General features: G+C 50.4%; 25 protein-coding genes. 8 read left to right on the top strand and 17 right to left on the bottom strand.

Features of this window, described 5'->3' with window-relative positions; translation table 11 throughout:
- Nucleotides 1–12 precede the first annotated feature (12 nt).
- From BJP58_RS22820 to BJP58_RS22810, 3 genes are all read left to right on the top strand, one after another.
- Entirely contained in the window at nt 13–420 is a 408-nt protein-coding gene (locus tag BJP58_RS22820) for a VOC family protein (RefSeq protein ID WP_194540688.1), read from the top strand.
- 245 nt (nt 421–665) lie between these two features.
- On the top strand, nt 666–2,168 hold the full coding sequence (locus BJP58_RS22815; protein WP_071222214.1) for an MDR family MFS transporter: 1,503 nt from the start codon (nt 666–668) through the stop codon (nt 2,166–2,168).
- Nucleotides 2,169–2,172: 4 nt separating this feature from the next.
- Entirely contained in the window at nt 2,173–2,754 is a 582-nt protein-coding gene (locus BJP58_RS22810) for a PadR family transcriptional regulator (protein ID WP_194540687.1), read from the top strand.
- Between the two features lie 96 nt (nt 2,755–2,850).
- Here the strand turns inward: BJP58_RS22810 and BJP58_RS22805 are convergent, their stop codons facing one another.
- The gene (locus BJP58_RS22805; RefSeq protein WP_071222216.1) at nt 2,851–3,681 is read right to left on the bottom strand and encodes an aldo/keto reductase; all 831 of its coding nucleotides are present in this window, start codon (nt 3,679–3,681) and stop codon (nt 2,851–2,853) included.
- A gap of 208 nt (nt 3,682–3,889) precedes the next feature.
- Between BJP58_RS22805 and BJP58_RS22800 the strand changes: the two genes are divergently transcribed.
- Nucleotides 3,890–4,081 (top strand): hypothetical protein, encoded by a 192-nt coding sequence (locus BJP58_RS22800; RefSeq protein ID WP_194540686.1) that lies wholly within the window; start codon nt 3,890–3,892, stop codon nt 4,079–4,081.
- A 102-nt stretch (nt 4,082–4,183) separates the two neighbouring features.
- Here BJP58_RS22800 and BJP58_RS22795 read toward each other — a convergent pair whose 3' ends face one another.
- A complete protein-coding gene (locus BJP58_RS22795) occupies nt 4,184–4,555 on the bottom strand; it encodes a hypothetical protein (protein ID WP_194540685.1) in 372 nt (123 codons plus the stop codon).
- Nucleotides 4,556–4,656: 101 nt separating this feature from the next.
- On the bottom strand, nt 4,657–5,241 hold the full coding sequence (locus tag BJP58_RS22790; protein ID WP_071222219.1) for a nitroreductase family protein: 585 nt from the start codon (nt 5,239–5,241) through the stop codon (nt 4,657–4,659).
- A gap of 304 nt (nt 5,242–5,545) precedes the next feature.
- Here BJP58_RS22790 and BJP58_RS22785 point away from each other — a divergent pair, with 304 nt between their 5' ends.
- Complete coding sequence (locus BJP58_RS22785) at nt 5,546–7,546, top strand: S9 family peptidase (RefSeq protein ID WP_194540684.1); 2,001 nt, start codon at nt 5,546–5,548, stop codon at nt 7,544–7,546.
- Between the two features lie 192 nt (nt 7,547–7,738).
- On the opposite strand, the gene BJP58_RS22780 is transcribed toward BJP58_RS22785, so the two are convergent.
- From BJP58_RS22780 to BJP58_RS22765, 4 genes are all read right to left on the bottom strand, one after another.
- Nucleotides 7,739–8,956, bottom strand: a complete 1,218-nt coding sequence (locus tag BJP58_RS22780) for an asparaginase (RefSeq protein ID WP_442953936.1) — start codon at nt 8,954–8,956, stop codon at nt 7,739–7,741.
- Nucleotides 8,957–9,433: 477 nt separating this feature from the next.
- Nucleotides 9,434–10,249: a hypothetical protein gene (locus BJP58_RS22775; RefSeq protein WP_194540683.1), complete on the bottom strand. Its 816-nt coding sequence runs from the start codon at nt 10,247–10,249 to the stop codon at nt 9,434–9,436.
- Nucleotides 10,239–10,781 (bottom strand): RNA polymerase sigma factor, encoded by a 543-nt coding sequence (locus tag BJP58_RS22770; RefSeq protein ID WP_194540682.1) that lies wholly within the window; start codon nt 10,779–10,781, stop codon nt 10,239–10,241. Before BJP58_RS22770 ends, BJP58_RS22775 begins: the two co-directional genes overlap by 11 nt.
- A gap of 152 nt (nt 10,782–10,933) precedes the next feature.
- On the bottom strand, nt 10,934–12,325 hold the full coding sequence (locus BJP58_RS22765; RefSeq protein WP_194540681.1) for an MATE family efflux transporter: 1,392 nt from the start codon (nt 12,323–12,325) through the stop codon (nt 10,934–10,936).
- A gap of 156 nt (nt 12,326–12,481) precedes the next feature.
- Here BJP58_RS22765 and BJP58_RS22760 point away from each other — a divergent pair, with 156 nt between their 5' ends.
- From BJP58_RS22760 to BJP58_RS22750, 3 genes are all read left to right on the top strand, one after another.
- Nucleotides 12,482–13,351, top strand: a complete 870-nt coding sequence (locus BJP58_RS22760) for an AraC family transcriptional regulator (protein WP_194540680.1) — start codon at nt 12,482–12,484, stop codon at nt 13,349–13,351.
- Nucleotides 13,352–13,538: 187 nt separating this feature from the next.
- Nucleotides 13,539–13,691, top strand: coding sequence for a hypothetical protein (locus BJP58_RS22755; protein WP_009591875.1), 153 nt, complete (start codon nt 13,539–13,541; stop codon nt 13,689–13,691).
- Between the two features lie 377 nt (nt 13,692–14,068).
- The gene (locus BJP58_RS22750) at nt 14,069–14,833 is read left to right on the top strand and encodes an ArsR/SmtB family transcription factor (protein WP_194540679.1); all 765 of its coding nucleotides are present in this window, start codon (nt 14,069–14,071) and stop codon (nt 14,831–14,833) included.
- A 146-nt stretch (nt 14,834–14,979) separates the two neighbouring features.
- Here the strand turns inward: BJP58_RS22750 and BJP58_RS22745 are convergent, their stop codons facing one another.
- From BJP58_RS22745 to BJP58_RS22700, 10 genes are all read right to left on the bottom strand, one after another.
- Nucleotides 14,980–16,563, bottom strand: coding sequence for a response regulator (locus BJP58_RS22745; protein WP_194540678.1), 1,584 nt, complete (start codon nt 16,561–16,563; stop codon nt 14,980–14,982).
- Nucleotides 16,538–18,463 (bottom strand): cache domain-containing sensor histidine kinase, encoded by a 1,926-nt coding sequence (locus BJP58_RS22740; protein WP_194540677.1) that lies wholly within the window; start codon nt 18,461–18,463, stop codon nt 16,538–16,540. Before BJP58_RS22740 ends, BJP58_RS22745 begins: the two co-directional genes overlap by 26 nt.
- Before the next feature lie 182 nt (nt 18,464–18,645).
- Nucleotides 18,646–20,319, bottom strand: a complete 1,674-nt coding sequence (locus BJP58_RS22735; RefSeq protein WP_194540676.1) for an extracellular solute-binding protein — start codon at nt 20,317–20,319, stop codon at nt 18,646–18,648.
- A 139-nt stretch (nt 20,320–20,458) separates the two neighbouring features.
- Complete coding sequence (locus tag BJP58_RS22730; protein WP_194540675.1) at nt 20,459–21,340, bottom strand: carbohydrate ABC transporter permease; 882 nt, start codon at nt 21,338–21,340, stop codon at nt 20,459–20,461.
- Between the two features lie 31 nt (nt 21,341–21,371).
- Nucleotides 21,372–22,361 carry an ABC transporter permease gene (locus BJP58_RS22725; protein ID WP_194540674.1) on the bottom strand — a complete coding sequence of 330 codons (990 nt, stop codon included), beginning with the start codon at nt 22,359–22,361 and terminating at the stop codon, nt 21,372–21,374.
- A gap of 336 nt (nt 22,362–22,697) precedes the next feature.
- A complete protein-coding gene (locus tag BJP58_RS22720) occupies nt 22,698–22,871 on the bottom strand; it encodes a hypothetical protein (RefSeq protein ID WP_194540673.1) in 174 nt (57 codons plus the stop codon).
- 187 nt (nt 22,872–23,058) lie between these two features.
- Entirely contained in the window at nt 23,059–23,295 is a 237-nt protein-coding gene (locus BJP58_RS22715; protein ID WP_071222231.1) for a cold-shock protein, read from the bottom strand.
- A 96-nt stretch (nt 23,296–23,391) separates the two neighbouring features.
- Nucleotides 23,392–23,592, bottom strand: a complete 201-nt coding sequence (gene cspD / locus BJP58_RS22710) for a cold-shock protein CspD (RefSeq protein ID WP_006207896.1) — start codon at nt 23,590–23,592, stop codon at nt 23,392–23,394.
- Nucleotides 23,593–23,894: 302 nt separating this feature from the next.
- Nucleotides 23,895–24,359, bottom strand: coding sequence for a pyridoxamine 5'-phosphate oxidase family protein (locus tag BJP58_RS22705; protein ID WP_194540672.1), 465 nt, complete (start codon nt 24,357–24,359; stop codon nt 23,895–23,897).
- 28 nt (nt 24,360–24,387) lie between these two features.
- Nucleotides 24,388–26,028 carry a glycoside hydrolase family 5 protein gene (locus BJP58_RS22700; protein WP_194540671.1) on the bottom strand — a complete coding sequence of 547 codons (1,641 nt, stop codon included), beginning with the start codon at nt 26,026–26,028 and terminating at the stop codon, nt 24,388–24,390.
- Nucleotides 26,029–26,254: the final 226 nt, after the last annotated feature.

Genomic DNA, 26,254 nt, shown 5'->3' with positions numbered 1-26,254 from the left:
AGGAATGCCGTCATGATTAAAGGAATTGCCCATCTGGCGTTTGACGTAGCCGATATGGAGAAGTCCCTGCATTTTTACTGCGATGTGCTTGGTTTCACCCGTGCTTTTGATATCCCTAACAACCAGGGTGAGCCGTGGATCGAGTACATTAAGGTATGCGAGGGACAATTTATCGAGTTGTTTTACGGCGGGCAAAATAAACCGGAGCATGTAAATCGGCCCGTCGGATTCTCCCATCTCTGCCTTGAGGTGGAAGACATCGAGCACATCGCGGAGCATCTCCGCAATCAGGGCGTGAAGCTGGACGCCGAGCCGGTTCAAGGAAAAGACTTCAACTGGCAGTGCTGGGCCAGGGACCCGGACGGCAACCGGATCGAATTCATGCAGCTGGATCCCAAATCGCCGCAGATGAACTGCTAGGTCCTAACTGGCACAGCTGGCAGCGCGTCTTAACGCGAAAGTATTCCGGCAGCTGACTCCTTATTATCGCAAGGTCATCCCGTAAATCAGGGTTGGCCTTGTTTTTTCTTGTGCAGAATGTAGAGAAAGGCCGTGCCATTAAACATCTTGCCAACATCTGTTAATCCGGCTACAATATAACCACCGAATTATTCAAATTTGAATAATATGTACATAGTTGAATATGGAAAAGGAGTATCCTTAACATGAATGCACAACAAAGCAACATCAAATTGGTCGTGGCCGGTCTGCTGCTCGGCATCTTCATGGCCGCCATCGATAACACGATTGTAGCCACTGCCTTATCGACGATTATCCGCGATCTTCAGGGCTTCGACCAAGTCGTCTGGGTAACCTCGATCTACATGGTTGCCGTTATGGCCGGTACACCGATCTTCGGTAAGTTATCCGATATGTATGGACGGAAGCGGTTCTTTATATTCGGGTTGGTTGTCTTTCTGATCGGTTCCGCTCTTTGCGGGATGGCGAACAACATGACAGAGCTTATTATTTACCGGGCGATTCAAGGAATCGGCGGCGGTGCTCTTATGCCGATTGCGTTTACCATCGTGTTTGACCTGTTCCCGCCGGAGAAGCGCGGTAAAATGACGGGTTTGCTCGGTGCCGTATTCGGCACCTCCAGCATTATGGGACCGCTGCTGGGCGCTTTTATTACCGACAGCATCGGCTGGGAATGGATATTCTATGTCAACGTGCCGATCGGTATCGTATCCTTTATCTTCATCATGACTTCCTACAAGGAGTCCCGTTCCCATGCCAAACAAAAGATTGACTGGACGGGGGCTGCAACGCTTGTTGGCGCGATCATCTGCCTGATGTTCGGTCTGGAACTGGGCGGGCAAACCTATGCATGGGATTCACCGCAAATTCTGGGCTTGTTCGGGGGATTCATTGCTCTGTTTATTGTGTTTCTATTGGCAGAGACCCGGGCAGCCGAACCCATTATTTCGTTTCAAATGTTTCGTAAACGGCTGTTTGCCTCCAGCAATATCGTTGCCTTGTTCTATGGAGCAACCTTCATCGTGGCAACGATCTACATCCCGATCTTTGTTAGCGGAGTGTACGGTGGATCAGCAACCAATTCGGGCCTCATTCTAATGCCGATGATGCTCGGCAGTGTAGTCGGCAGCCAGGGCGGCGGTATGCTGACGACCCGGACTTCGTTTAGAAACATCATGATTCTGTCCGTCTTGTGCTTTATTGCAGGCATTTTCTGCCTGAGCACGATAAGCCCGGATACGCCGCGCTACCTGTTGACGGTTTTCATGATCCTGACCGGCTTTGGCGTCGGATTTTCGTTCTCCACGCTCAGCATGGCCTCCATCCATAACTTTGATGCCAGACAGCGCGGCGCAGCCACATCAACGAACTCCTTCCTTCGCTCCTTCGGCATGACGGTGGGGATTACGATCTTCGGGATTATCCAGCGCAACGGCCTCAACAGCCGACTCGCGGAAGCCGGAGGAAACGCGCCCGCCGGTGCCGAGTTAAATGCAGATGCTGTGCTTTCACCTGAAGTGATGGGCCAGCTCCCGCCGAACGTACGTGAACAGATCACGGCCTCCTTGGCGGATTCCATTTCGAATACGTTCTTGTGGGCGCTTGTGCCTGCGGTGCTGGCTCTCGTGTTCGTGCTGATGATGGGCAACGAACGAGTGACCGTACCTGCCAAGGCCAAGGGAGCCTAATGGCATGTCGATGAAGCTGGCCATCCTGGGCTTGCTGCTGGAAGGAGACCATCATCCGTACGAGATCCGGATCAAAATGAAGGATCGCGGCATGGATCAGTATACGAAGCTGCAGATGGGCTCTCTTTATTACGCGGTAGACCGGCTTGCCGAGGACGGATATATCAAAGCAGTGGAAACCATACAGAGCGATAGCCGCCCGGACAAAACCATCTACCGGATCACGGATGCCGGACGCAAGCTTTTTGAGCAGCTGCTGCTCAAGAAATTCAGGGACATCGAGCCCGTACACCACCCGCTCTATATTGCCCTGCCTTTCTCGCGACACGCGGATCCGGCCGTTCTGGCCCCGATCTTGCAGTCCCGTATCCGGGAGGCAGAGCATCGGGTGAACCAGGCATATCAATTATACGTGGAACACCAGCATATCGTACCCCGCAGCACCCAGCACCTGATGATCGGGATGTACGAACATGCCAAGACCGACCTGAACTGGTTAAAAAGATTGAACGAAGACCTAGTGCAGGGAAACCTCGGCACGATCGGCGAACCGTTGTTTCCGGAGGATGGACCCAAAGAACAGTAACTGTAAGAGGCCTCTCCATCCTGATAATTGACGCAAAAAGAGCGAGCACTTCCCTCATTCCGGGTTGGGCTCGCTCTTTTTATATAAATGCAAAATTTAGAACAGGAATTCATCCGGATTGGAGCCAAAACGTTTGTTTTGGTTCAAGCCGTCAATGGCTGCCATATCTTCCGCCGAAAGCTCGAAATCGAAGATGCCGGCATTTTCGCGGATGCGATGCTCCTTCACCGATTTCGGAATGACGATGACGCCGTTCTGAATATCCCAGCGCAGAATGACTTGCGCCGTGGTTTTTCCGTATTTCTCCGCAATCTGCGCGAGGACCGGTTGATCCAGATTGCCCTGCATCAACGGACTCCACGCCTCCAGGACGATCTGGTTCTCGCGTGCAAATCCCAGCAGCTCCTTCTGGGAGAGCAGCGGATGCAATTCGACTTGGTTCACAACCGGTACAACACCTGTGTCCTCGATGATATGCTGCAAGTGGCGGATCTGGAAGTTGCTGACGCCGATGGAACGAACAAGTCCTTCTTTTTGCAAGTGAATCAATGCCTTCCACGTGTCGAGGTATTTATCTTTTCCCGGCCAGTGCACGAGATACAAATCAACGATATCCAGCCCGAGCTTCTTGCGGCTCGTCTCAAAAGCTTGCAGCGTCTTCTCATACCCCTGGTCATCGTTCCACACTTTGGTGGTGATGAACAGCTCGTCCCGCGAAACTCCGGATTCGCGAATGGCTTGCCCTACGCCCTCTTCATTGCCGTAGATGGCAGCAGTATCAATGCTGCGGTACCCTGCAGCGATTGCTGATTTTACGGACTGAATAACCTCTTCGCCTTCTTTGGTCTTCCATACGCCAAGACCCAGCCACGGCATTTTTACGCCATCATTCAAAGTAGGTCCATCGGTAAAAGTTTGATTGGCCATTCTGAAATCCCTCCTATTATGTAATGCAGCGGTTGTAAAGCCGCTTTCTCCAGTATATCAAAACCCCAGTATCCCGCTCAACGTTACACCACTTGCCAGGGCTGCCTTCATTTTTTTAACTACATTTAACCGGGGTTTAAACTTCGTCCGTTACAATGGTTATATCTGATACAACATTAGCAGCTTAAACAGGAGGATTCACAAACCTATGGAAACCGTTACGCTCATCGGTGCGATCACCGCACTCGCGCTCATACTCATTCTATACATCGGTAATTTAATCAATAACGGACTCACCGCCGCCTTCAACTTGAACATCCGTGCCAAAAAGTACGCTGTGGTGCTGTTAATCATTTACGCGGTGTCCATCAGCGGCTTTGTCCTGCTCACCCAGAGGTGATCCGTCTCATATAGAAAAAGGGCCGTCCCTCTCGGAGGTATGTCACCTCCGGGTTCAGCCCTTCATTCCTATCACTCTTATGCAAAAGACTGCGCAGCGAGACTAGAACTTGCGGCTAAAAATACCGAAACTCAGCAGTCCGCATGACGCCAAGAACAGATACGGCCCCGCCGCTGCCCCTCTTATCGTCTCTCCAAAAAAATCTACGGTCTTGGATGACACGTACATCATTGTCAAAAAAATAGCGACCAGCGCAAAGGCGTATGCTATGATCTTGTTCATCTTCTTCTCGCGAACCACTTTCAAAAGTGGATAGATGAAACATACGATGAAAAACACGCCGCCCTGCAAGAAACCATTCTCTGCAGCCACGCCGATATCCAGCCATTTAAAAAAGAAAGAAGCTATCGCTAAACAGGTGGCTATAAAAATCAACTTGCTCCCCAGATCCCACTGCTTGAACCGAAATTTCATCCACGTACACTCCCCTAGTGTCAATCGCCCGGATGCCGTAACACCCTTTAGGCAAACTTAGGGTTCATTATACCGGATTATTGCGGCGTAGGGTAGATCAACTACAGGTCTGCGGCACTATTGAGCCATACCGTTTTGTTCGCTGCCGGTTGACGTTTCCCCTGCTTAGGTTCCATATCCGGATATCCGATGTACAGGAAACCCAGCATTTTATCTTCAGGCTTCAATCCGAACGCTTGGTTCATCAGCGTATGGAAACACGGCTCGCCTGTTCTCCACACGGCACCCAGACCAAGCTCATGAATTTGCAGAAGCATATTTTGAATGGCGGCAAATACCGCTCCGTACTCTTCAAGTTCAATCACCTTGGGGTCCGTGGACGGTTCGACCGCCACACCGATGACAACCGGAGCCCGGTATGCCTTCGTACGTCCCGACTCGCGTGCTGCATTTACAGCCTCTTCACTCGTATCATCGCCGCCTGCCGCCTGAATGTCACCAAGCGCGTTGCCGAGCACATCACGGCCCTCACCTTGCATAACAAAAAATTTCCACGGCTCCGTGAGCTTGTGATTCGGCGCCCAGGTACCTGCTTCTACGATTTGTTCAATCCATTCCTGCGGTACGGCATCAGGCTTGACCTTGCCAAGGCTGCGGCGCGTTCGGATCGCTTCACTTACGTTCATATCTGATTTCCTCCTGAGCTATATATAGTTGGTTTTATTTTACATACTCCTAATTGAGAGTCTATCTCAATTATAACAAAAAGCGCACCGTATCGCTCCTAAATTGACCAGTTGAAAATTAATTCGCTGTTTTCAGTTCAACAACCTCCGTATTACACCCTATAATTATTGTAATTCCCCCTCTATTTTACTAGCATTGGGTACGAAACGTCCGCATCTCCCCTCTCATTTTTCTTCTAGATTTCCATGCCATTATCTGGGATAATGATGTTTAACTCATACAAGAAGATTAGGAGGATGATTCATGACTGATAAGCGACTCATAACGCCAGAGGATTTGTACCGGATGCACTGGGTGAATGACCCTGTCGTATCTCCAGCTAGCGGAGCCATAGCTTATGTACATAAATCCGTCAGCGAAAAGTTCGACGGTTACCGTTCCCATATCCGATTGCTTCCTGCAGAAGGAGACCAGGATGTTCCCTTCACGTCGGGCGAAGCGGATGCCGCACCCGCTTGGTCCCCGGACGGGTCGGAGCTTGCTTTCTTGCGCAAAAAGGGCGATAAACCACAGATATGGATCATGCCTGCCAACGGAGGGGAAGCAAGACCGGTTACCGACTTGAAGCACGGAGTCAGCGCCTTTAAATGGTCACCGGACTGCACACGCCTGCTTGTTAAAGGCGAGGCAGACGCGGGGAAGACTACTGAAGGCGAGGAGCTAGACAAAGACGGTAAAAACAAGCTGCCCGAGGAAAAAATCATTAATCGCATTAAATATAAAGCCGATGGGCCCGGATTGTGGAATGAACGTCGACATCATCTATACCTCGTGAATCCGGCAACGGAAGAATGCACACAAATTACAGAAGGAGATTTTGATATACAAGCCTTCACCTGGTCACCGGACGGCACCCGCATCGCATACAGCAGCAGCCTTGCCACGGAGCAATTCCCGGATCCGGATCTTCGTTTGACGGACGATGTGTTTGTCATGGACCTCGCCAGCGGATCCGTAACCGAATTGACGGATGGAACTCTCTCGATCGGCTCCATTGCGTTCACCCCGGACGGGCAGTATATGCTCGTGCTTGCCAGCGATCTTAGCTGCGGTTTTGCCACGCTGACCAAAATCCACTTGATCCCGCTCTCCGGCGGAGAATCCCGCGTGCTCTTCACGGACATGGATATTCAGCTGGGGCACGCCGCGGTTAGCGACATGAGGGCCGGAGCCGGAACGCCTCCGCTGTTCAGTAGGGACGGCCAATCCGTGTACATCCAGCTCAGCCAGGATGGCGGCGTCCATATTGGACGATTTGCCCTGGACGGTTCATCCTATGAGCTGGTGGTATCGGGTGAACGCGAAGTGTACCAATTCGCTCTGACACCGGAGGAGAACGTAGTGTTTGCTGCGGCTGACCCGCTGCAGCCCGGTGATCTGTTCAGCTTCTCTATCGCTAAGAACGAGGAGAAACGTCTGACGAACTGCAACGAGGAGCTGTGGAGCGAGCTTACGTTAAGCACGCCGGAGTCCTTTACGTTCCGGACGTCGGACGGCTGGCCGATTCAAGGGTGGATCATGAAGCCTGCCGGCTTCACGGAAGGCGCCAAAGTTCCGGCCGTGCTTGAAATTCACGGCGGTCCGCAAGCCATGTACGGGCATACGTTCATGCACGAGTTCCAGCTGCTGGCTGCAGCCGGTTATGCGGTATTCTACACCAACCCTCGGGGTGGCCACGGATACGGTCAAGTACACGTTAATACCGTTAGGGGAGATTACGGTGGACGGGATTACCAGGATCTGATGGAAGCTGTCGATTATGTTCTGGATACCTATACCTATGTCGATGCCTCCCGACTTGGCGTAACCGGCGGCAGCTACGGCGGCTTCATGACCAACTGGATCGTCGGTCATACCGACCGGTTCCAGGCAGCGGTAACCCAGCGCTCGATATCGAACTGGATCTCCTTCTACGGCGTCAGCGATATCGGCTACACCTTTACGCAGGATCAGATCTGGGGCAATCCATGGGACGATCTGGAGAAGCTGTGGAAACATTCCCCGCTCGCTTACGTGAAGGACATCCATACGCCGCTTCTCATCCTTCACGGAGAACAGGATCTCCGCTGCCCGATCGAACAGGGAGAACAGCTGTTTATTGCCTTGAAGCGACTTGGCCGGGAAGCTCAGTTCATCCGTTTCCCTGGTGCCGATCACAACTTGTCCCGAAGCGGCCACCCGCATCTGCGGGTGAAACGCTTAAGTCATATTATCCGCTGGTTTGTGGAGCATATCGAAAAATAAACGAAATTAAAAAACCATCCCCGTGTGAACTTGCTCTATGAGCAGCTTATATGGGGATGGTTCTTTGATTAGACGAAATATACACCGTCAAAAAAAGACCGCCAGGCAACCCTGGCGGCAATATAATTGGTGGAAGGAATTACATGGTTCAGTAGGAATAATGAGCAGCTAAAAAAATGACTGAGTCTGAGATTACACTTCAGGTGTTCCGTAGGTTGCGAACCAACCCTTAATGGTATTGAAATCATCCGTAAAGGACAGGGAGAGCAGCAGCAGTACGCGGGCTTGTTGAGGACTCAGATTGTCGCCTGAAATGATGCCTTCACCTCCGCCGTATACGCTGCCGGAGCCTGTACGGGTCGTTGTTACGAAAACCACCCCCTTCTCGATGGCTTCCTTGCGGGCCGCGCTCATCTCTCTCGAGATGCCGCCTGCGCCGGTGCCGGAAGTGACGATGCCTTTAGCTCCGTCTGCCACAAAGCCTTTAATGGCACCACCGCCGGCTTCCTGATAAGAGATTGCAATTTCAACCTTCGCCAGGTCCTCTTTTGCGATTCTGCTCAGATCAAATACCGGTTTGCCTTCACCTTCCGCCTTCATCGCACGGAGGGGGGCACGGTATATCCGAATATTCTCATCATCGATATATCCGACCGCTCCCAGCATAGGCGTCTCAAACGTGTCGGTACGGTAGTCATTCGTCTTGGTTACGCCGCGCGCCAGATGAATCGTATCATTCAGCATTAGCACCGTGCCGAAGGATTCCGTGCGGCCGCTTCCAGCCAGTTTGATGGCATTGTACAGATTCGCCTGCGCATCGGAACCGATCACCGTCCAAGGCCGCATGGAGCCGGTAATGACTACAGGCTTGTCGCTTTGTACCGTCAGATCAAGGAAGTACGCAATCTCTTCCATCGTATCCGTCCCCGTCGTTACAACGACACTGTCATAGACCTTAAGCGCATGGTCCACCGTCCGGGACAAATCATACAGATCCGCCATTGTATACGCGCTTGATCCCGAATTGCCGAACTGGAGCGTGCTGATATCCGCAATCTTGTCCGTATTGGGAAGCTCACCGACCATGTCCTCAATCTTCAACGTACCCGCCCGGTAGGATTGAAAGCTGGTGGCATCCGTCGATTGCCCTGCCAAAGTGCCGCCGGTAGCAATGACCAACACGTTCGGCCTCGTCGATTGTTTGGAAGCTTCCGATAGCGGAGGTACCGTCGTATTCCTTCCCGGCGTTGCAGGAGCCTGTACAGGCGTAGCCGTAATAACCGTTCCTTTCACTTCCGTCACCGTTGCAGCATGTGCCGCATAGGTTCCAACAGGTGATACAGAAATAACAAAAGCGGTGAATGCAGCGGTACTCCAGACCGCTAAAGGACGTTTTGACTTTGGTTTCATTATGGCACTCTCCCTTTATGTTATATAAAATAACATATAAATATGTATTTGTTAGATTTATTCTATTTAATGTTATTTAATATAACAAATCTGATATATTATAGGAAAAGCGTTTACAATTGAAGAAATACAGAAATATAACTGTATTATCAGCTTATTTTAGTGAATTGAAAATAATATAATCCAGTAATAGGGAAGTGTTATTATATATAATAGACTTCAAATATGTTATATAACATTACATGATACTATTATACTTAGCGTTTCTAACCCAATCTTTAAATCTTTGAACATAAAAAAAGGGATAGCCCCCATCATGCGATTGGGCTATCCCTGTATATGGCTGTTATTTATCGATATAAGCTCATGACGGTATCATCATGCGGGATTTGCCATAGTGATTACCACCACATTAATCGTTCGAGTTGTGACCTCTACCGAGCGTTCACGTTAAAAGCAATCAATAAACTGAAAATCCTATTCGATGTCAGACTCAGCATGGGTATTCGTCGTAATGTGGAATTCCTTCATCATGTTATGGAAGCGTGCGCCGAAGCCCTCGGAGGCCTCCAGGAAATACTGCTGCTTCACAACAAAGCTGCCGCCCTGCCCGTTATCGAACACATAATATCGTATCACCGGGTCATCCCACTCTTTACCGCCGGTTCCACCAACGGCACGCACTTCCCAGCCTTGAATCGGTTCATCCACGGGATTCGATTCAACCTTCGGATATTCTTGCAGCTCCGTCTGGATCCGCTCCGCTGCCGTCTTGGCATCGATGCCCTCCTGCGAAATTTCCATGAACACTTCCGGATAGCGGTCATCCGTCGGCTTCTCCTTCAATTCAATGCGGTCCACGCCCGATTCATGAATCATTTTAAACCGGCTCTCATCAATATAAATCACGTAATCGGCACCCTCATGCAGCTGATCCACGCTGGTTTCCGGCGTTCCTTCAAGCTCCTGCTCGACCGTTTTCTGGGGAGCAAACCATTCCTTCACCTGATCAAGGAACGCCTGAACCGGCGCCGTCTGAAAGCTGACGGTCAGCACGATGGCTGCCGCAGCGGCGGTTGCCGCAATCCATCCGACAGTTCTTCGTCCCGAACGGCGGCGCCCTTTCGATTCCCGCGGCGCGAAGGAAGTCTCCGATTCCGCAGACCGCCGGGCTTGCTCGCTATGAATCCGCTCCTTAATCGCCAACCAAATCTCGTCTTTATGTCGCATCGCGTCATCCGTACCCTTTTTCAGACCGTCCGTTATCTCTTGATCCAATGGATCACGTCCCATGCTGATCCCCTCCCCTATTCTGCAGCATCCATTCCTTCAACTTCTTTCGGGCTTTGAACAATCTGGACTTCACCGTGTTGATGTTGAGCTCCATCATGTCCGCGATATCCTTCTCGGCAACATCGTTCAAATATTTCAAGATAACGGGAATCCGGTGCTGGTCATCCAGCCGCTGCACCATCTCATATACCTCGCCATGCCGGTCAAAATCGTAGGTGTCGGTTTCCGAGGGAAGATCCCTCTCCTCCGATATCTCGGAAGGCACCACTCTCGCATGTTTCTTCAAATACCGATTGCATTCGTTATAGAGAATCCGGTTGAACCACGGGTCAAAGGGTTTGCTTCCATCATAGGCACCGAGGTTACGGTATACCCGGATGAACGTTTCCTGGACCACGTCGGCAGCGCTTGCCGGACTTCCGGTTACTGCGGTAGCCGTTCGAATCGCCCGATCCGCGTATAACCGGTAAAGTTCTTCAAACAATTCGTCACTGTATTCCGTCTTTAGTCGTTGTATAAGGTCGTGTACCAAACCGCGCTTTCCTCCTTTCACTTGGCCAATCACTTACAATACCCCGTCATGCGGTTAAAAAGTTTTCGAATGCATTATTTTATAGTATGGCAAAAAAAGGATACCCCGATGCCGCACGGCCGAAGTATCCTTTTTCATTTCATAACCCATCATTACGCTTGCGCTGGCATCGGCTCCATTGACGTCCCCTGATGATTCACCGGCTCGACTCGCTCTGCCTTCCGCAGGTGTTTTTGCCCGCGCCAGCGGAAGAAGGACAGCACACCCCGCAAATACTCGTCGGCAATCATGCAGGAGTATATGCCGATAAGCCCCCACCCCATGTGAATGCCGAGTACATAAGAGAGCACGGTGGCGACCAGCCACATCGAGCCCAGGGAAATGTACATCGTAAACCTCGTGTCTCCGACGGCATTAAGCGAGTTCCCGAGCGCCATGTTGAGCATTTTGCCAGGCTGGAGAATCAGGTTCATGCCCAGGAGCGAGGCCCCGATCGCAATGATTGTCTTATCGTCCGTAAACAGCCCCAGCAGCTGCTTCCCAAACACATACAGTAGGAAGGCATTGACGACAACGTAAACAGCCCCGATGCCCAGCGCGCGGTACGCGCTCCGATAAGCCTCCTTGATCCGGCCCGCGCCGAACAGATGCGCGATCTGAATCTGGGCAGCCATCGCGATTGATGAGCCCAGCAGGAAGCAGAAGGATTCCAGTGTATTCATATACGTACGCGCAGCCAGCTCAGCAGCGCCCAGCGTTGCAATGAAGGAATAGATGATCAGCTGCGTGAACACCCAGCAGGACATATTGATGCCGAGCGGCCATCCGATCTTCAGAATTTCACCGAACAGCGGACGGTTGAACACGCGGAATTCCTTCCACTTGATCCGGTATTCAAATGAACGAAGGAATATATACAGCAGTAAGAGCACAGCGAGCAGCCGGCTTACCACCGTCGAGATCGCGACGCCGGTAAGCCCCCACTGCGGGAACCCGAAAGCGCCGAAAATAAACCCATAGTTCATAATAACGTGAATGATATTCATTCCGATCGCTACATACATCGGCGCACGCGTATTACCGGTATTCCGGATGACGGTGCTCATCGTAGCCATCATGGCAATCAGCACCATCCCGCCGCCGACAATGGAGATATACGTTCCGGCTAGCGGAAGCAGATGCTCCGGCAGCTGGAGGATCGAAGCGATAGCCTCCGGCATCGCAAACAATATCACGCTGCACACCAATCCGATGATTGTCGTGGCACTCACCGCCATGATGCCGATCGTTCGAGCGTCTCCCGTTCGATGCGAACCGATCTTCTGGGCAATGAGAATGCCGGCACCGCTGGCAACCGTCATGAACAGGGTCGTCATCGCCTGAAACAGCTGATTGGAGAAGCCAACCACAGCCACCGCATCGTCGGAAATCCGACTGACCATCAATGTATCCACCGCTCCCAGCAAAAACTGCAGGAACAGCTCGATAAATATGGGCCAAGCGAGAACCCATAATGTAAATTTGCTTGTGTTTTTATCCAACATTCCAACCTCCACCCATGATGTAAGGGTTAAACACAATTCATGATGAAACGGTCTTTAACCTTCTCAAATTATAGATGGTATACTGGAGTTATAATATCATTTTCCGAACGAAAACTATCAAAATTCAAACCTCGCGAATCACGAAAGGGCTTTCTTATGACGATCCTGAATTTTACCGTTCCGCCGCTGCCGGAATACATCAATAGCGGGCTTACCCGCGCTCCTGTTCACAGCGGACATCCCAACCGCAAAAACATTGGCATCTTTGATCTGCTCGTGGTCATGAAGGGGCAGCTCCATGTCACGGAGAATGGCATTCCTTATGAAATCAAACCCGGCATGTTCCTCATCCTGCGTCCCGATACGCATCATTTCGGCACGAAGGGATGCACGGAGGAGACCGATTATTACTGGCTTCATTTCCAAACCTCCGGGAATTGGCATGCGGATGAGGCCTGCCAAGCGCCTAGACGAGAAGAGGCTCCGGAGTTAAAGGCGATGACGCCAAACTATTTTTCCGTCAACATCCCCCAATTCGGCACCCTGCCTCAACCGGAAAAGGCTCTGGAGCTTCTGGCTACCATGTCTTCGCTGGTTCAGTACGGTCACCAGGCTAAATTTCTGTGGCGGCAGCAGGTGGTGTTCCAAGAGCTCATCGAGCAGCTGGCCGCCGCATTGGATACACCGGTGTCCTCTCCTTCCTCCGCTTGCGCCGAGCGGGCCGCAGCCTATCTGCGGAAGCATTATCGGGAAGAGTTCAAGGTGCAGGAGCTGGGCGACCGCATCAACTTCCACCCTGTCTATATTGCACGCTGCATGCAGAAGGAATTCGGCTGTTCACCCGTTGAATATTTGCAGCGCTATCGGATCGAACAAGCCAAGATGCTCCTGATGCAGACGGACTTCAGCATCAGCCGGGTTGCGGAGGAGGTCGGTTTCAATCATGCGGCCTACTTCACCTCCTGCTTTACGAAGCAGGAAGGGATCTCGCCGCGCAAATATAGGCAGCGGTTCTTCATGAATTAATTCTTTTTTACGCAAAATCCAAGAAAGTCGCTTGCAACCTGGGCGGGAAGCCTTTATAATGAGAATTAACCACATGATAATGATTATCATTACCGGACAAGTGAGAATGTGTTGAGAATGTATTTATACTCAGGTTTACACGCTTTTCGCTTGAAGAGTTTATATATAAAGGAGAGCCGATTGACTTATGAAAACGACTTCCCGCCGCTGTTCTCTGCAAATGGATGATTATCTGGACCTGTTGAACCTCGCGATCCAACTTGGAGACGTGAAATGGCAGAAAGAAATCACCCGCAAAATGGAAATGACGCTGTCCACATTAGAGACCGCAGCTCAATAAATAATATTATAGGGATTACATAATCCTGCATATAAGAAGACACCCGATCGCGAATTCCAGGCATGTCCCTGGAAAGCCGACCCGGTGTCTTTTTTTCGGTGAGCAAAATAAACGACCCAGTCAATAGGACTGGATCGTACCGAATCTTTAGCTGCCTCGAATTTGGCGCCACATATCGGTGCTATCCATATCACTCCGATTCCAGAAATTCTCGATATACCTCCCCATTCGTCCATTCAAATGCCATAAGCTGACAAACGATTCGTTGTATGATAATATGTGACTATACTGTCACGTTTTTAACACATTACCATTTAGTCACATGTAAATAGCCATTTGGATTTTCTTAGCATGTTGTTAAGAAGGAGATGCAACGATTGGAAAATGAAATTTTTAAAGCACTGGCGGATCCCAGCCGACGCACACTCTTGGATCTGCTGTATAAAACAGATGGGCAAAGTTTAAGCGAACTTTGTGTTCCCCTGGAGATGACCCGATTCGGTGTCATGAAACATCTTCATATACTGGAGGAAGCCGGCCTTATCACAACGAGAAAGGTTGGCAGGGAGAAGCTGCATTATCTGAACTCCGTACCGATCCGACAAATATACGACCGGTGGGTCAGCAAATACGCTGAGCCTTGGGCCATGGAATTGTCATCCCTTAAAAATGAATTGGAGCGTGAACCGAATATGGAACAAAAACCTCGACATGTAAACCAAATTGCCATTAAAGCAGCGCCCGAGCAAGTATGGCACGCCATTACCGATCCGGCCAAGACATCAAAGTTCTGGTACAACTGCTCTATCCAATCCAACTGGGAAATTGGCTCTCCTTTCGAACTTAAGAACCCCCAAGGCAAGGTTCAAGCAGAAGGAACCATTCTAAGCATAAACCCTCCGCATAAGCTGGTTCTGAGTTGGAGGATGTTAATAAACGAAGATACGGCCGGCGAGAGTCTCTCACGTATTACGTGGGAAATTGATCCCCATGCGGAGCTTAGAGGTGTAACCCTTGTAACGGTTATCCATGATGAGTTTGATCAGGCCGAACATACGGCGAACACACTCAAGTTAGGCTTGCCGATCGTACTATCGGGATTGAAAACCTTACTAGAAACGGGTTCAACGCTTACTAGTTAATAATAGCGTAAACCGGTAAAACGGGATCGGATATAAAATCCCCCGTTTATATAAGAGGGGAGTACCCTGCTGCTTGACGGCCAAGGTTCTCCCCTCTTATATGACAATAGGATTCAGTTGTCTCCTCCTCACCGCGTTTGCATTACCTACTCCTGCTGCAGTCCCGGACCTGTTTGTACCTTGATCCGGTATTCATGCGGCGAGATCCCTTCCAGCTCCTTAAAGACACGAGAGAATTGCTTGGTGTTCTCAAAACCGACCGCTTTACCAATGTCCGCAAGCTTCATGGTGCCGTCTTGAAGCAGGTCTTTGGCCTTCGTAATCCGCAGCTTCTTAAGATATACCACAAAGTTCTCCCCCGTATGGGCCTTAAACGCTTCACTGAAATAAGAATAATTCAAAGACACATAATTGCTGACCATCGCCATGTTCAGCGGCCTGTGGTAATTCTCCTCCATGTAACTTACCGCTGCCTTGATCTCGGAATGCTCGCTGTGGGCGGAACGAATCCCTTTAACATATTCATTCACGTGCAGCAGCAGATGCTCCAAATTTCTGAAATAGGTGTGAAAATGACGGTAATTGTCCATTGTCCCCACCTTTCGGTATAACTTCAACACTTCCACCATGGATTCCCCGTACACGCGGAACACCTCATCCAGCACCTGCTCATTGATCCGCTTGCTGACATGTTCCAAATAATCGATGGCCACATGCGGCATATCCTCGATATGAAAAATATCCAGCAGCAGCGCCTTGATCTCCCGCTCCCGCTCCGTGCCGAGCATGTTGCCCAGCTTCCGGATGCTCTCTTCCGGCACCGGATATGTGCGCAGCTCCCCCTGAATATCATCATGGCTCATCAGCTTGACGTTGGGATGGATGAACGTATAACTCAGGGCGGTCAGCGCCTGAATATAACCCATCCGGATGTCTTCGATCCGGATGCCTTCCCGGCTGATGCCCACGAAGAGCCCGTCCATCTCCCGCTCGGCAAACTGCCGTGCCAGCTCTTCGAATTGTCCGTCCGGACTGCCAATGAGCACGACTCTCCCCTTGCTGTCCAGAAAGCAAGCGTTGATCCGCCCTTCCACTGAAGCCCTCATGTTATCAATCAATTGCTTCAGCTCATCCTTGTTCATGGCATTACCGTCTTCGTATTTGTATTTCATCACCGCTACCCGAAATGGCTTCACAAACGAATCAAATCCGATTTCGTTCGCGGCAGCTTCCATATCCAGCCCCAGTCCTTGCGGCAGCTCCAGCAGCTCCTTCAGCCGATGGGTCTGCAGCTGCTGAAGATATACCTCGCTGGCGGCCACCCGGTTGTGCACTTCCGCTTGCCGGATCAAAACTTCTTCTGTCTTTCGAAGGGCGGCGAACAGTTCATCCCGTCGAATCGGCTTAAGCAGATACTCCTTTACCTGATAGCGGATCGCCGCCTTGGCATATTCAAAATCGTCATATCCGCTCAGGATCAGAACGACGGGTTTAACCCCCAATGTTCCTTCCAGTTCAGCAAGGGCCTCAATCAGGCGTATCCCGTCCATGACCGGCATCCGGATGTCTGTAATGACGATATCGGCCGGCTCTTCGCGAAAAGAGTCCAGCGCTTCCTGCCCTTGGGCAGCCAGGCGGATCTCGTACTGATCCGGGAACTCCCGTTCAATCATCGTTTTCAGTCCATACCGGATATTCTTCTCATCATCCACGATCATCAGACTTCTCATGTCCACTGCCTCCTCCTGTTAACAGAACCTTAGGGAATGTCATGGTCACCTGCGTGAACTTCCCCTCTTCGCTCTTCACTTCGATTCCATATTCATTCCCGTAGAACAACCGGATTCGCTGGTGCACATTCCGAAGTCCGATTCCTCCAGCCTGCACTCCACCGTGCCCGTAATCTACGGAAGGGAGTTCCTCATTGTCCGCCGTTCGAAGAATCTCGCCCAGCCTGCCCAGTCGATAAGGCTCCATCCCGATGCCATTATCCGTAACGTTAATCGTGATCCGATCCTCTTCCCATGCAATGGCATCGATCTTGATTCGCTTTTCCTGATCCGGGAACTCGGGCCAGGCATGCTTAACGGCGTTTTCCACGATGGGCTGCAGCGACATTTTTAATACCTCGAGCTCCATGAATTCGGACGGGATATTGAGTTCAAGCCGGATTGGCTCGTCAAACCGGATATTCATGACATCAATGTAATTGCGGATATGGCGAATTTCATCCTTCAATTTAACGTACTCCCCCGACCACTTGAAGTTGTAGCGCATCATCCCGCCAAGTGAGGTCAACGCATCCGAAATCGTCCGCTGCCCCTCGATTTCGGCCAGCATCTTAATATTTTCAAGCGTATTGTATAGGAAATGAGAGTCAATCTGGCTGTGCAGCGTTCGCAGCTCCGCCTCCTTGGTCACCGCTTGCTTGCGTACGCCCTGGGCAATCAGTTCATTGATGGTGCGGATCAATTTGTTAAAATGATGCGCCAGTTCACCAACCTCGCCGCCCCCCTGAATCGTAATGGCTGCAGTAACTTCTCCCTTGCGGACTCTCTTCATCGTCTCCGTTAAACGGCGCAGGCTCTTCAGAATAATGGAATTTAGGTAATACGTAATGATCGACAGCAGAAAAATCAATACAATATTCGCCGCTATAATCTGCCCCTGGGCCTTGGATACGTTATTCAGCGCCCCTTCCAGGGAAACGACATTCAGCACATGGGCATGAAGCCGCTCCATCGGCGTCGCGATCAGCAAGAACGAGGATCCGTCCAGGCTAAACCTGGCATGTATGGTCTTCTCGGAGTCGCCCGCCTCCTGTTTCAGCTTAGCGAACTGAAGCTCCACCTCGCCGCGGAGTCCCTCGTGACTGTTCATGAACGATTGGCTTCGGTCCATGAACATCTGCCCTTCATGATCGACGATGACCATCTGCGAGCTGTTATCCACGATACCGGCAAAGGTCTTCGGAGCAAAGTACTTGAGCAGCATATCCACTTGAATCACGCTGCTATAATCCCCGCTATGGACTTGGCGAATCAGGGACACCTTCGGCAGCTCCTCGGACACGTCGGCAGCGTAGCGCTGCAGAATATCGGGATCGCGGTGGTTGAATATCCACATCTCTCCGCCGTCCAACTCCTTGACTTCGGGGAACCACGGCTCGCTTGCGATCCGTTTCTCCTGAAAAATGATCGGCCACATTTCCGTCACGTTTGCGTTGTTTGTGTATAACCGAAGGTGGGTAATATTCGGATTGTTGGTTTGGATCCGCTGGATGTCCTTGAAGGGCCCCCGAGCCAAATCGATCAGCCACGCCACCTCGGGTTCTTCATTGATCCGAAGATAATCCTTGATGCCGTCATCCGAAATCGCCAGCTGTGCGGCCATTTCAATCGCTTCAATCTGGTTCAGCATGTTCATCTTCTCAATTTCCAGCAGGAACGAGTTCTGGTTGAGCGCATCGCTGATGTAGGTATCCCGAATCTGCTTAAAAAAATAATTAGACACGATAATGCTCGGAACCAGCAAAATCAAGATATAGGCAGCAACCAAACGACTCTGCATCGACCTGCGGCCAAACCAATAAGCAAACGATTGAATAAGCGATCTGATTCGTGTCATCATGACTGTCACATCCCGTTTTCTATGAATGACCGCAGCCGAGCCCAGTATGAAAAGGCGCCATCAGCCGATCGGATACCCTCCTATATTAGCTCGTGATGCGACAAAAGGCACCCTATTTCGACAATATCGATAATAGGGTACCTTAAGTCCTTATTCTGTTCATCCGCCTGAGCGGATCATCCTTACTTCAGGAATTCCTCAAGCTTCTTGACGTTCTCTTCGTATTCTTTCTGTCTGAATTCCTGAACTTTCGCGAAACCGAGGGATTCACGCTTCGCTTGGTAATCGTTCCAAATTTGATCGAACTCGGCATCCGTTTTAGCAAAGATCAGCTTCGGCAGGATTTTACCCCACTCGTTCATTACCTTGTCGTTAATGATGCCTTCCTCGGAGCTTGCATCCGGATCCAACTGATCGAATTGCGAGAAGCTCTGGGTCTTGCCGCGGGTCCAGTCTTCCATTTGCTTGAACGGCTCGACGGCAGCAGGCATCCAAGGCTGCGTAACGTTATTATCCATCATCATCCAGAAGGTGTGGGATGCTCCATACTTTTTGTCGAATGCGCCGCGGTCGCTGTTCAGCAGCTCCGCTACCTCAGGCAGGAATTGGTCTTTGCCGTCAATCGTATCCCATGTCACGCCTTTTTCGCCCAAGTAAGTATCACGCTGGCCTTCTTCGGAGATCAGGTAATCCAGGAAGCGAATGGCGCGCGCTTTGTCTTTTACGTTTTTGGAGATGAGGGTTACCGTCCAGCCGGAGATCGAAGGACCCGACAAGGTCGGCTGATCCAGGTTGGAGTTAGCCGGTCCGTCCACTGCAATGTAGACCGAGTTCGGATCGTTTGCATACAATGCGTTCTGCTGGTTCGCCATATCGCTGCGTTGGTACAGCATCGCGAAATAGCGGCCCTGTGCGATTTTTTCTTCCATTTGCGGACGTTTATCCACGAAAATATCCTTGGACATCAAACCTTTTTCATTCGCCATACGGAACGTCTTCAACCATCTTACATATTCCGGATCGGTGCTGCGGTCGTACAGCTTTCCGTCTTTATCCTGCGGAATGGCAAGGAAGTTCTGCAGGTAGCCCTCGAGGGAGCTGTTTCCTTTTTCATGGAAATCATGCAATCCGAACGGAATGAGCGGCTGTCCGTTCACGTCCGGGAACATTTTCTTGGCATCCTCAAGCGCTTTCAGGAAACCTTCCGGTGTGCGCATATCCGGGCTTCCGAGCGCCTCATACATGTCTTTGCGGACCAAGAACGTTTGGTTGGAGGTAATGTTATCGCCAAACTTCTCATAGTCCTTCGGTGAAGAGGAGGCATTCGGATAACCGTAAATATTGCCGTCATCCTTGGTGTACCACGACACCTTCGCAGGGTCGGTTACTTTATAGAAATACGGATCGTATTGGTCTGCCAATTCGTTCAGCGGCAGAACGAGGTCGCCTTCAATCATTTTTTTGACAGCGTCTTCATACCATCCCAGCGTAATAAAATCAGGCAGTGTGCCGGAAGCAATCATCGTATTCATCTTCTCGACTTCGTTCCCTGCCGGTACGATGAAGTTGACGTTAACCCCCGTCTTCTTCGTTACGTATTGCGACGTAATATCCTCGCCCCATTTGTTCGGGAACCAGGCGAAGTTGATGTACCAATCAAACGTAATCGGGGAGGTATCGACTGCCCATCCCGGCTGATCCTGAGTCAATTTCACTTCTTCTGCCGGTTTGTCTTCCTCTTTTTCTTTTTCCGACGCGCCGCTATTATCACCGCCGGACGAGCATGCTGTTGTAAAGGCCATGACCAGTGCGAACATCAACAACAGAAGGCTCTTTGGCTTAAGCATCTTGCTCATGTGTTTACCCCTTTTCTTATTTAAAAATATGATTATATAGAACTCCCGCCGGATTAGGCAAGAGAAGCTACCGGTAAGATTTCCCCTCCCCGGGTCTCTCCGGGAGATGGGAAGGAAACATCAACGAACATTTTGTGATTCAACCTTTAATGGAGCCGATCATCATCCCTTTGACGAAGTATCGCTGCAGGAACGGATAGACGAATACGATCGGCGCCGTCGTTACGACCATGGTCGCCATTTTGATCGATTGGGAGGTGACCGTCTTGGCAACCCCGCCCGGCACCTGAGCCATCATCTGATTCGAGCTGGATTGAGCGACGACTTTATACAGATACGTCTGGATCGGCTGGAGGTCCGTGTTGTTGATGTAGATGACACCAGTGAAATAATCGTTCCATTGGAATACCCCGTGAAACAATGCGATTGTTGCGATGACCGGCATGGATACAGGCAGCACAACCCGGAGGAAGATGGACCAGTCATTAGCCCCGTCAATTTTTGCCGCCTCCTCCAGACCGTCGGGAATTTCCCGGAAGAAGGTCATGAAGATGATAAGATCAAAGAAACTGAACATAAACGGAATAATGTACACCAGGAAGCTGTCGAGCATATTCAAATCCTTGATCAACAGATAGGTCGGAATCAGTCCGCCGCCGAAAAACATCGTCACCGTTCCGAGCAAAATATAGAATTTGCCGCCGATCAGTCCCTTCCGCGAGAATGCATAGGCGACCATCGCGGTGAAGAGGACGTGGATGAACACGCCGATCACGGTTTTGGCTACGGTGATGCCCATCGCCGTCATGATGCCGGAGCTCTGGAACACCGCGCTGAAATTCTCGAGGCTGAACATCCGCGGCCACCAGTAGATTCCTCCGCGCATGGCGTCCTGCCCGTCATTGAAGGCATTCACCAGCACGTACCAGATCGGGTAGATCGTCAGAAAGCATACGATCAGCATGCCGAAATTGTTGAATATATCGAAGAAGGCTTCGCCTTTGGTTCTGCGTTTAAACATGGATTATTCGTCTCCCTTCTTGCTGGTCTCGCTAGAATAGTGATGTGTCGTTCAGTTTTTTGGTCACCTTGTTCGCGATCAACAGCAGGATAATCGCAATGACGGACTTGAACAATGCAACGGCTTGCGCGTAGGAGTATCGTCCGTTCTGCATCCCGGTGTGGTACACGAAAATATCGATGACGTTGCTCGCGCTTTCGTTCAGCGTGTTTCGGAGCACCAAAATCTGATCGAAGTTGGAGTTCAGCACACCACCAACCGCAAGAATAAAGAGGATGGATATGGTCGATTTGATACTGGGAAGGGTGATGTACCACATCTTCTGAAACCGACCTGCGCCATCTATCGTCGACGCCTCGTACATTTCAGGCGAAATGCTGGCAATGGCCGCCAGATAGATAATCGCGGACCATCCAAGCTCCTTCCATATATCCGAGGTGATAATGATTCCCCAGAAATATTTCGGTTCAGCCAGATACGTGATCGGCTCATCGATCATATGCAGAGCCATCAAAATATTGTTGATAATCCCGATATCCGCCAGCCAGGTCATCAGAATCCCGCCCAGAATGACCCATGACAAGAAGTGAGGCAGATAAGAGATCGTCTGAATAGTCCTCTTGTATCGAACAGACCGAATTTCGTTCAGAAAGAGTGCAAATATGATCGGAAGCGGAAATCCGATAAACAGCTTCAGCAAGCTGATCCCGAGCGTGTTCCGCATAACGTTCCTAAAGTCCTCGTCTGAGAAAAACTCCTTAAAGTGCGCCAACCCTACCCATGGAGCTTCGCCGATGGACTTCACGATATTGAATTCCTTAAATGCAATGATGACACCATACATCGGAATGTAGTTAAAGATGATCATCCACGCAACGCCGAGCAGCGCCATAATTTGGAGATGTCGTTGGCCGTAGAGCTTTCTGAGCCATCTTTTTCTGTCAAGCTTCTTCTGTACAGAAGGCTCCATCGAGGGACCGACACCGGTTTCGGAAACGTCGGCATGAAGTTGATTTTGCATGGGTTATGACCTCCAGGTTGATCCTATCATTTTGAAAACCTTTACATTCTCTATGTTTATATTGTAGATCGTCCTTTCTCTGCACGAAAGGTTTCAGATTTCGTTTCAAGGGGCTCATTTTTCGGGTACACTTCGCTATTTACGAAATAATGCAACTCAAAACGAAATATTGTACCCTCTACTCATTCCAGACACAAAAAAAGACATGGACAGCAGCCTCCACAGCTGCCATTCATGCCTTTCCTCTTGCTCTAACGATCTTTCGCCACAAGCGATCCATCGGATCGTTACGGCGGCGTTATCGTTTTTCGTCACGTATATCAAACGGTTTCCCAGTTATTCCCCTTTGTCTTCCTCACGTTGTTCCTGTTTGCTTTCGTGTTCCTGTTGGTATTTCTCACGCATCAGCTTCTGCATGATGAATTTCTCCTGATCGTTCAAGCCGCCTTGGTTATCCTGGATGATCATGTTGTCAATGTTCCTCTTCAGTACCTCGGTTTGCATGTTCAATACATTTCACTCCTTTGAATTTTGCGTCCCTTATCCGTAAAATCATTCTGAATCAGAATGAAAGGGTACACGTATTACTAACCATTCTCCTTCCAATGAAACAGAAATAGACGGATTTACCATAAAATCCGAAGGTAGCTTCAAGAAGAATTTGTGTTTGCCCAGCGCTTTCTCTAGGTATTAGCTGCTATTTGCGCTCGATCTGAATCCCCTTAGCCAGAGATTTCTGTTGTTTGTTGGTATTAACTAGCTGCGGCAGGCTTCTCGTTTCCTTGACCATAGGGGATTGACACAAATGGCATACCGGTTCCGTGTCGAACGCAAAATCGTCCCGCATCCACCCTTTGCAGTCTTCCTTAGTGCATGCCCAAACTTCCGTTATTTCTTCAGGAATACTCTCCATCGAGTTTTTACGCGAATACATGAACGCTCCTCCTTATTCTCGTCTTAGAAAATAGAAACGCCGTATAAAAGAAAACTGCCCTTAATGTCACACATTAAGGGCAGTCTTCAATTGTAATTACAATTTAACAACGTTCTCAGCTTGTGGTCCACGGTTTCCTTCAACAATGTTGAATTCAACGCGTTGGCCTTCGTCAAGCGTTTTGAAGCCGTCGCCTTGGATCGCGCTGAAGTGAACGAATACATCGTTACCGCCTTCAACTTCGATGAAACCAAAGCCCTTTTCAGCATTAAACCATTTAACAGTTCCTGTTTGCATGGGGGAATCCTCCTTGATATATATTTACATGACCTTTTTTCTTCGCAGACGGAATAAAAAAATTCACATATTGCACAAGGTTACCAGAAATGACAACCCTCTACAATATGTGAATTCAGGTCGATTTCGATATTCATATCTTAACACATTTGACTGCCGATAGCAAATACCAAAGCAAAAGATTCTGCGGAAAAATTAAAGTTATTTTCTTCGGCATCATTCCGATTAGGCATGGCAGGCATATACAACTCCCGGCATATGCCGGGAGCCTAGATCTTAAGCAGGTTTTTGCGCGTAAACGTTTACTTCCGCAATTCCTCCAGCGTTTCCTTCCAGCGCTGCAGGACTTCACCGGGGTCGTGCAGCTGAAACTTCACGGCCGATGTGATATCCGCATACTTCGCGATATCCTCCCGAACAGCCACGACCGTGGCTTCAAAACGCTGCAGCGGATGCCGGGCATCCGGCAGATCGGGAAGCGCTTGAAGACGCAGCCGAACATAATGGGCCGCTCCATCATGAATCGCCACCAAGGTTGCCTGTCCTGACCGAAGGAGATTGCCTGTCGTAGCCGTTCCCTGCCATAATGCAATCCGGAGTCGGCTCCGTTCCAAGGCCAAGACCTCCCCTACGCTGAGCATGGCCGTATGCGGCCATCCCTCTTCCGTTACGCTCAATAGCATCATCGCTTCGTGCTGTTTCGATTCCAGATTACTTCCATCCAGCCATTGGTGCAGCCCTTCCGATATTGCGGCCTGTTCCGTCACAGCGCCATCGCCCCTTCAACTTATAATTTTAACGCGCTTCGGTAAATTCCAGCCAATCCAGCTCGATTCGGCCCTTATTCACCATGAACACCAGATCCACAGGACCTTCCTCAATCGGCATAGCCTCAACCACTCTATGGATGTGCCATTGTCCTTCGCCAGAATCAGACAAGGAAATAAGCTCAGGCTCCCGATCCCCGATCTGAAGCATGATATCCACCTTACCCTCGGAAATCCGTCCCCGAATATCCAGATGAAAGATGTCTGCGGAAGCGCAATTCGCAGCATAAGCGAGCCAATCTCCCTCCCGGAGCTGCACGCATACCAGATTATCCTCTATCCACGGCTTGCCGCCTTCCGGAGCGTAGCTTGGTTTCTCTGCCTTGCCCGTTATCATTCGCATCGGAACACCGTCAGAAATCCGGAAACCGATATCCTGGCTGGCCTTTGTCTCAACATGATACGAAACGCCCTCGCCCCGATATCCGTAAAACTCCGCCGGAATCTGAATGGGCAGCCGGCGAAGCAACGACCGTGATATGTTCGGGTAAGCATCGCAAGCTGCCAGCGGAAGATGATCCAGGTATTCGCCCAGAATCGCTTCAGCTTCAGCTGAAGAGGGCCTCTCTCCGCCTTCCAGGTAACCCGTCAGCTTCTCCCAGCCTTTCGGCATGCGAATCGAGAAGGGTGAGTTTTGAGTGTTCATCTTCTTCCAGGTCCAGAAGTTCCAGGATATGTTATGGTCCTCAAACATTCGGAATGCGCCCGTATACCACTGCGGGTTATTCTCGCCGCCTTCACCCATGAAGATCGGCACATTCCATTCTTCGCGCAAATCCAGATACTTCTGAATGCTCTCCGTGTCGGGATTATTCCAGTATTTATGGAACTGAAGCATCAAATTATCGTCAAACTTGTCGTCAAAAATACTCCAATCCGTAGACCAGTGGACGCCTTCCAAAATGATCATATGGCGCTTGTCCACTTCGCGTATAGCCGCGGTGATTTCCTTATACAGCGGCATCACCCGGTCATTGTACTCGCTGAACCAGTCCGGCAGCGGTTCGTTAAGCAGGTCGTAACCGGCCACGATCCACTCGTCTTTATAGCGTTCCGCCAGCAAGCGCCATAGCGCCACCGTCCGCTCCGCGTTCCATCGGTCCGTGAACAACTCCGGCAAATCCCGCTCGGAATCGTCGATATTGGCGCCGGTCTGTCCGCCTGGCGCGCCATGCAAATCCAGAATAACATACAGCGAATACGTCCTGCACCAATCGATCACCTGATCAATAAGCCTCAGATGACCTTCATGATATACAAAAGGCGGGTGCTGCCCTTCCTCCATAATGAACCTCGCATTGATCGGTACTCGAATGGAATTGAAGCCTTCTGAAGCCATCTGCCGGATATCGGCTTCCGTGATATAACGCTCGTAATAGGTCTCCCAGAACGCAGCCGCCTTCTCCTCACCGATCAGCTCCCTGACCATGCCTTCGATGCGCCGCGGACGGTCTCCCTGCTCCGGCATTTTCCACATGTATCCTTCCGGCAGCAGCCAGCTTCCAAGTCCGACTCCCTGCAGCAGAATTTCCTGACCCTCCCCATTGACTAAACGTTGGCCGTCCGCCTTAACGAAACCGTTTACTAAAGAATCTCTGGTATCCTTCATATTGGCACCCCTCCGGTTATCATGTCTGTAACGAATGTAATTGACCTGTGCTTAGCAACGACTTCCTTCCGCCAACAGACCGAACATCAAACAAAATATAACATGACGTCCCTAGTGATGAGCCTCATTGCCGAAAATCAGGGTATCATTCTGAAATATCGCCACCCGGGCAAAAGAAAAAGGCGCTCTCCTCTGTTCGAGGATTGCACCTTTCCACTTATCAAAC

This window comes from Paenibacillus sp. JZ16, from assembly GCF_015326965.1.
GTDB lineage: Bacteria > Bacillota > Bacilli > Paenibacillales > Paenibacillaceae > Paenibacillus_AQ.
This window is presented reverse-complemented; position numbering and strand designations above follow the sequence as displayed.

Excerpts from the sequence above, each read along its gene's own strand:
- BJP58_RS22715 (WP_071222231.1), bottom strand. The coding sequence starts at position 23,295 with ATGTATTCGCGTAAAAACTCGATGGAGAGTATTCCTGAAGAAATAACG.
- BJP58_RS22740 (WP_194540677.1), bottom strand. The coding sequence starts at position 18,463 with ATGATGACACGAATCAGATCGCTTATTCAATCGTTTGCTTATTGGTTT.
- BJP58_RS22805 (WP_071222216.1), bottom strand. The coding sequence starts at position 3,681 with ATGGCCAATCAAACTTTTACCGATGGACCTACTTTGAATGATGGCGTA.
- BJP58_RS22755 (WP_009591875.1), top strand. The coding sequence starts at position 13,539 with ATGAAAACGACTTCCCGCCGCTGTTCTCTGCAAATGGATGATTATCTG.
- BJP58_RS22810 (WP_194540687.1), top strand. The coding sequence starts at position 2,173 with ATGTCGATGAAGCTGGCCATCCTGGGCTTGCTGCTGGAAGGAGACCAT.
- BJP58_RS22790 (WP_071222219.1), bottom strand. The coding sequence starts at position 5,241 with ATGAACGTAAGTGAAGCGATCCGAACGCGCCGCAGCCTTGGCAAGGTC.
- BJP58_RS22745 (WP_194540678.1), bottom strand. The coding sequence starts at position 16,563 with ATGAGAAGTCTGATGATCGTGGATGATGAGAAGAATATCCGGTATGGA.
- BJP58_RS22820 (WP_194540688.1), top strand. The coding sequence starts at position 13 with ATGATTAAAGGAATTGCCCATCTGGCGTTTGACGTAGCCGATATGGAG.
- BJP58_RS22785 (WP_194540684.1), top strand. The coding sequence starts at position 5,546 with ATGACTGATAAGCGACTCATAACGCCAGAGGATTTGTACCGGATGCAC.
- BJP58_RS22800 (WP_194540686.1), top strand. The coding sequence starts at position 3,890 with ATGGAAACCGTTACGCTCATCGGTGCGATCACCGCACTCGCGCTCATA.
- BJP58_RS22730 (WP_194540675.1), bottom strand. The coding sequence starts at position 21,340 with ATGTTTAAACGCAGAACCAAAGGCGAAGCCTTCTTCGATATATTCAAC.
- BJP58_RS22815 (WP_071222214.1), top strand. The coding sequence starts at position 666 with ATGAATGCACAACAAAGCAACATCAAATTGGTCGTGGCCGGTCTGCTG.
- BJP58_RS22735 (WP_194540676.1), bottom strand. The coding sequence starts at position 20,319 with ATGAGCAAGATGCTTAAGCCAAAGAGCCTTCTGTTGTTGATGTTCGCA.
- BJP58_RS22795 (WP_194540685.1), bottom strand. The coding sequence starts at position 4,555 with ATGAAATTTCGGTTCAAGCAGTGGGATCTGGGGAGCAAGTTGATTTTT.
- BJP58_RS22725 (WP_194540674.1), bottom strand. The coding sequence starts at position 22,361 with ATGCAAAATCAACTTCATGCCGACGTTTCCGAAACCGGTGTCGGTCCC.
- BJP58_RS22780 (WP_442953936.1), bottom strand. The coding sequence starts at position 8,956 with ATGAAACCAAAGTCAAAACGTCCTTTAGCGGTCTGGAGTACCGCTGCA.
- BJP58_RS22765 (WP_194540681.1), bottom strand. The coding sequence starts at position 12,325 with ATGTTGGATAAAAACACAAGCAAATTTACATTATGGGTTCTCGCTTGG.
- BJP58_RS22700 (WP_194540671.1), bottom strand. The coding sequence starts at position 26,028 with ATGAAGGATACCAGAGATTCTTTAGTAAACGGTTTCGTTAAGGCGGAC.
- cspD (WP_006207896.1), bottom strand. The coding sequence starts at position 23,592 with ATGCAAACAGGAACTGTTAAATGGTTTAATGCTGAAAAGGGCTTTGGT.
- BJP58_RS22760 (WP_194540680.1), top strand. The coding sequence starts at position 12,482 with ATGACGATCCTGAATTTTACCGTTCCGCCGCTGCCGGAATACATCAAT.
- BJP58_RS22775 (WP_194540683.1), bottom strand. The coding sequence starts at position 10,249 with ATGGGACGTGATCCATTGGATCAAGAGATAACGGACGGTCTGAAAAAG.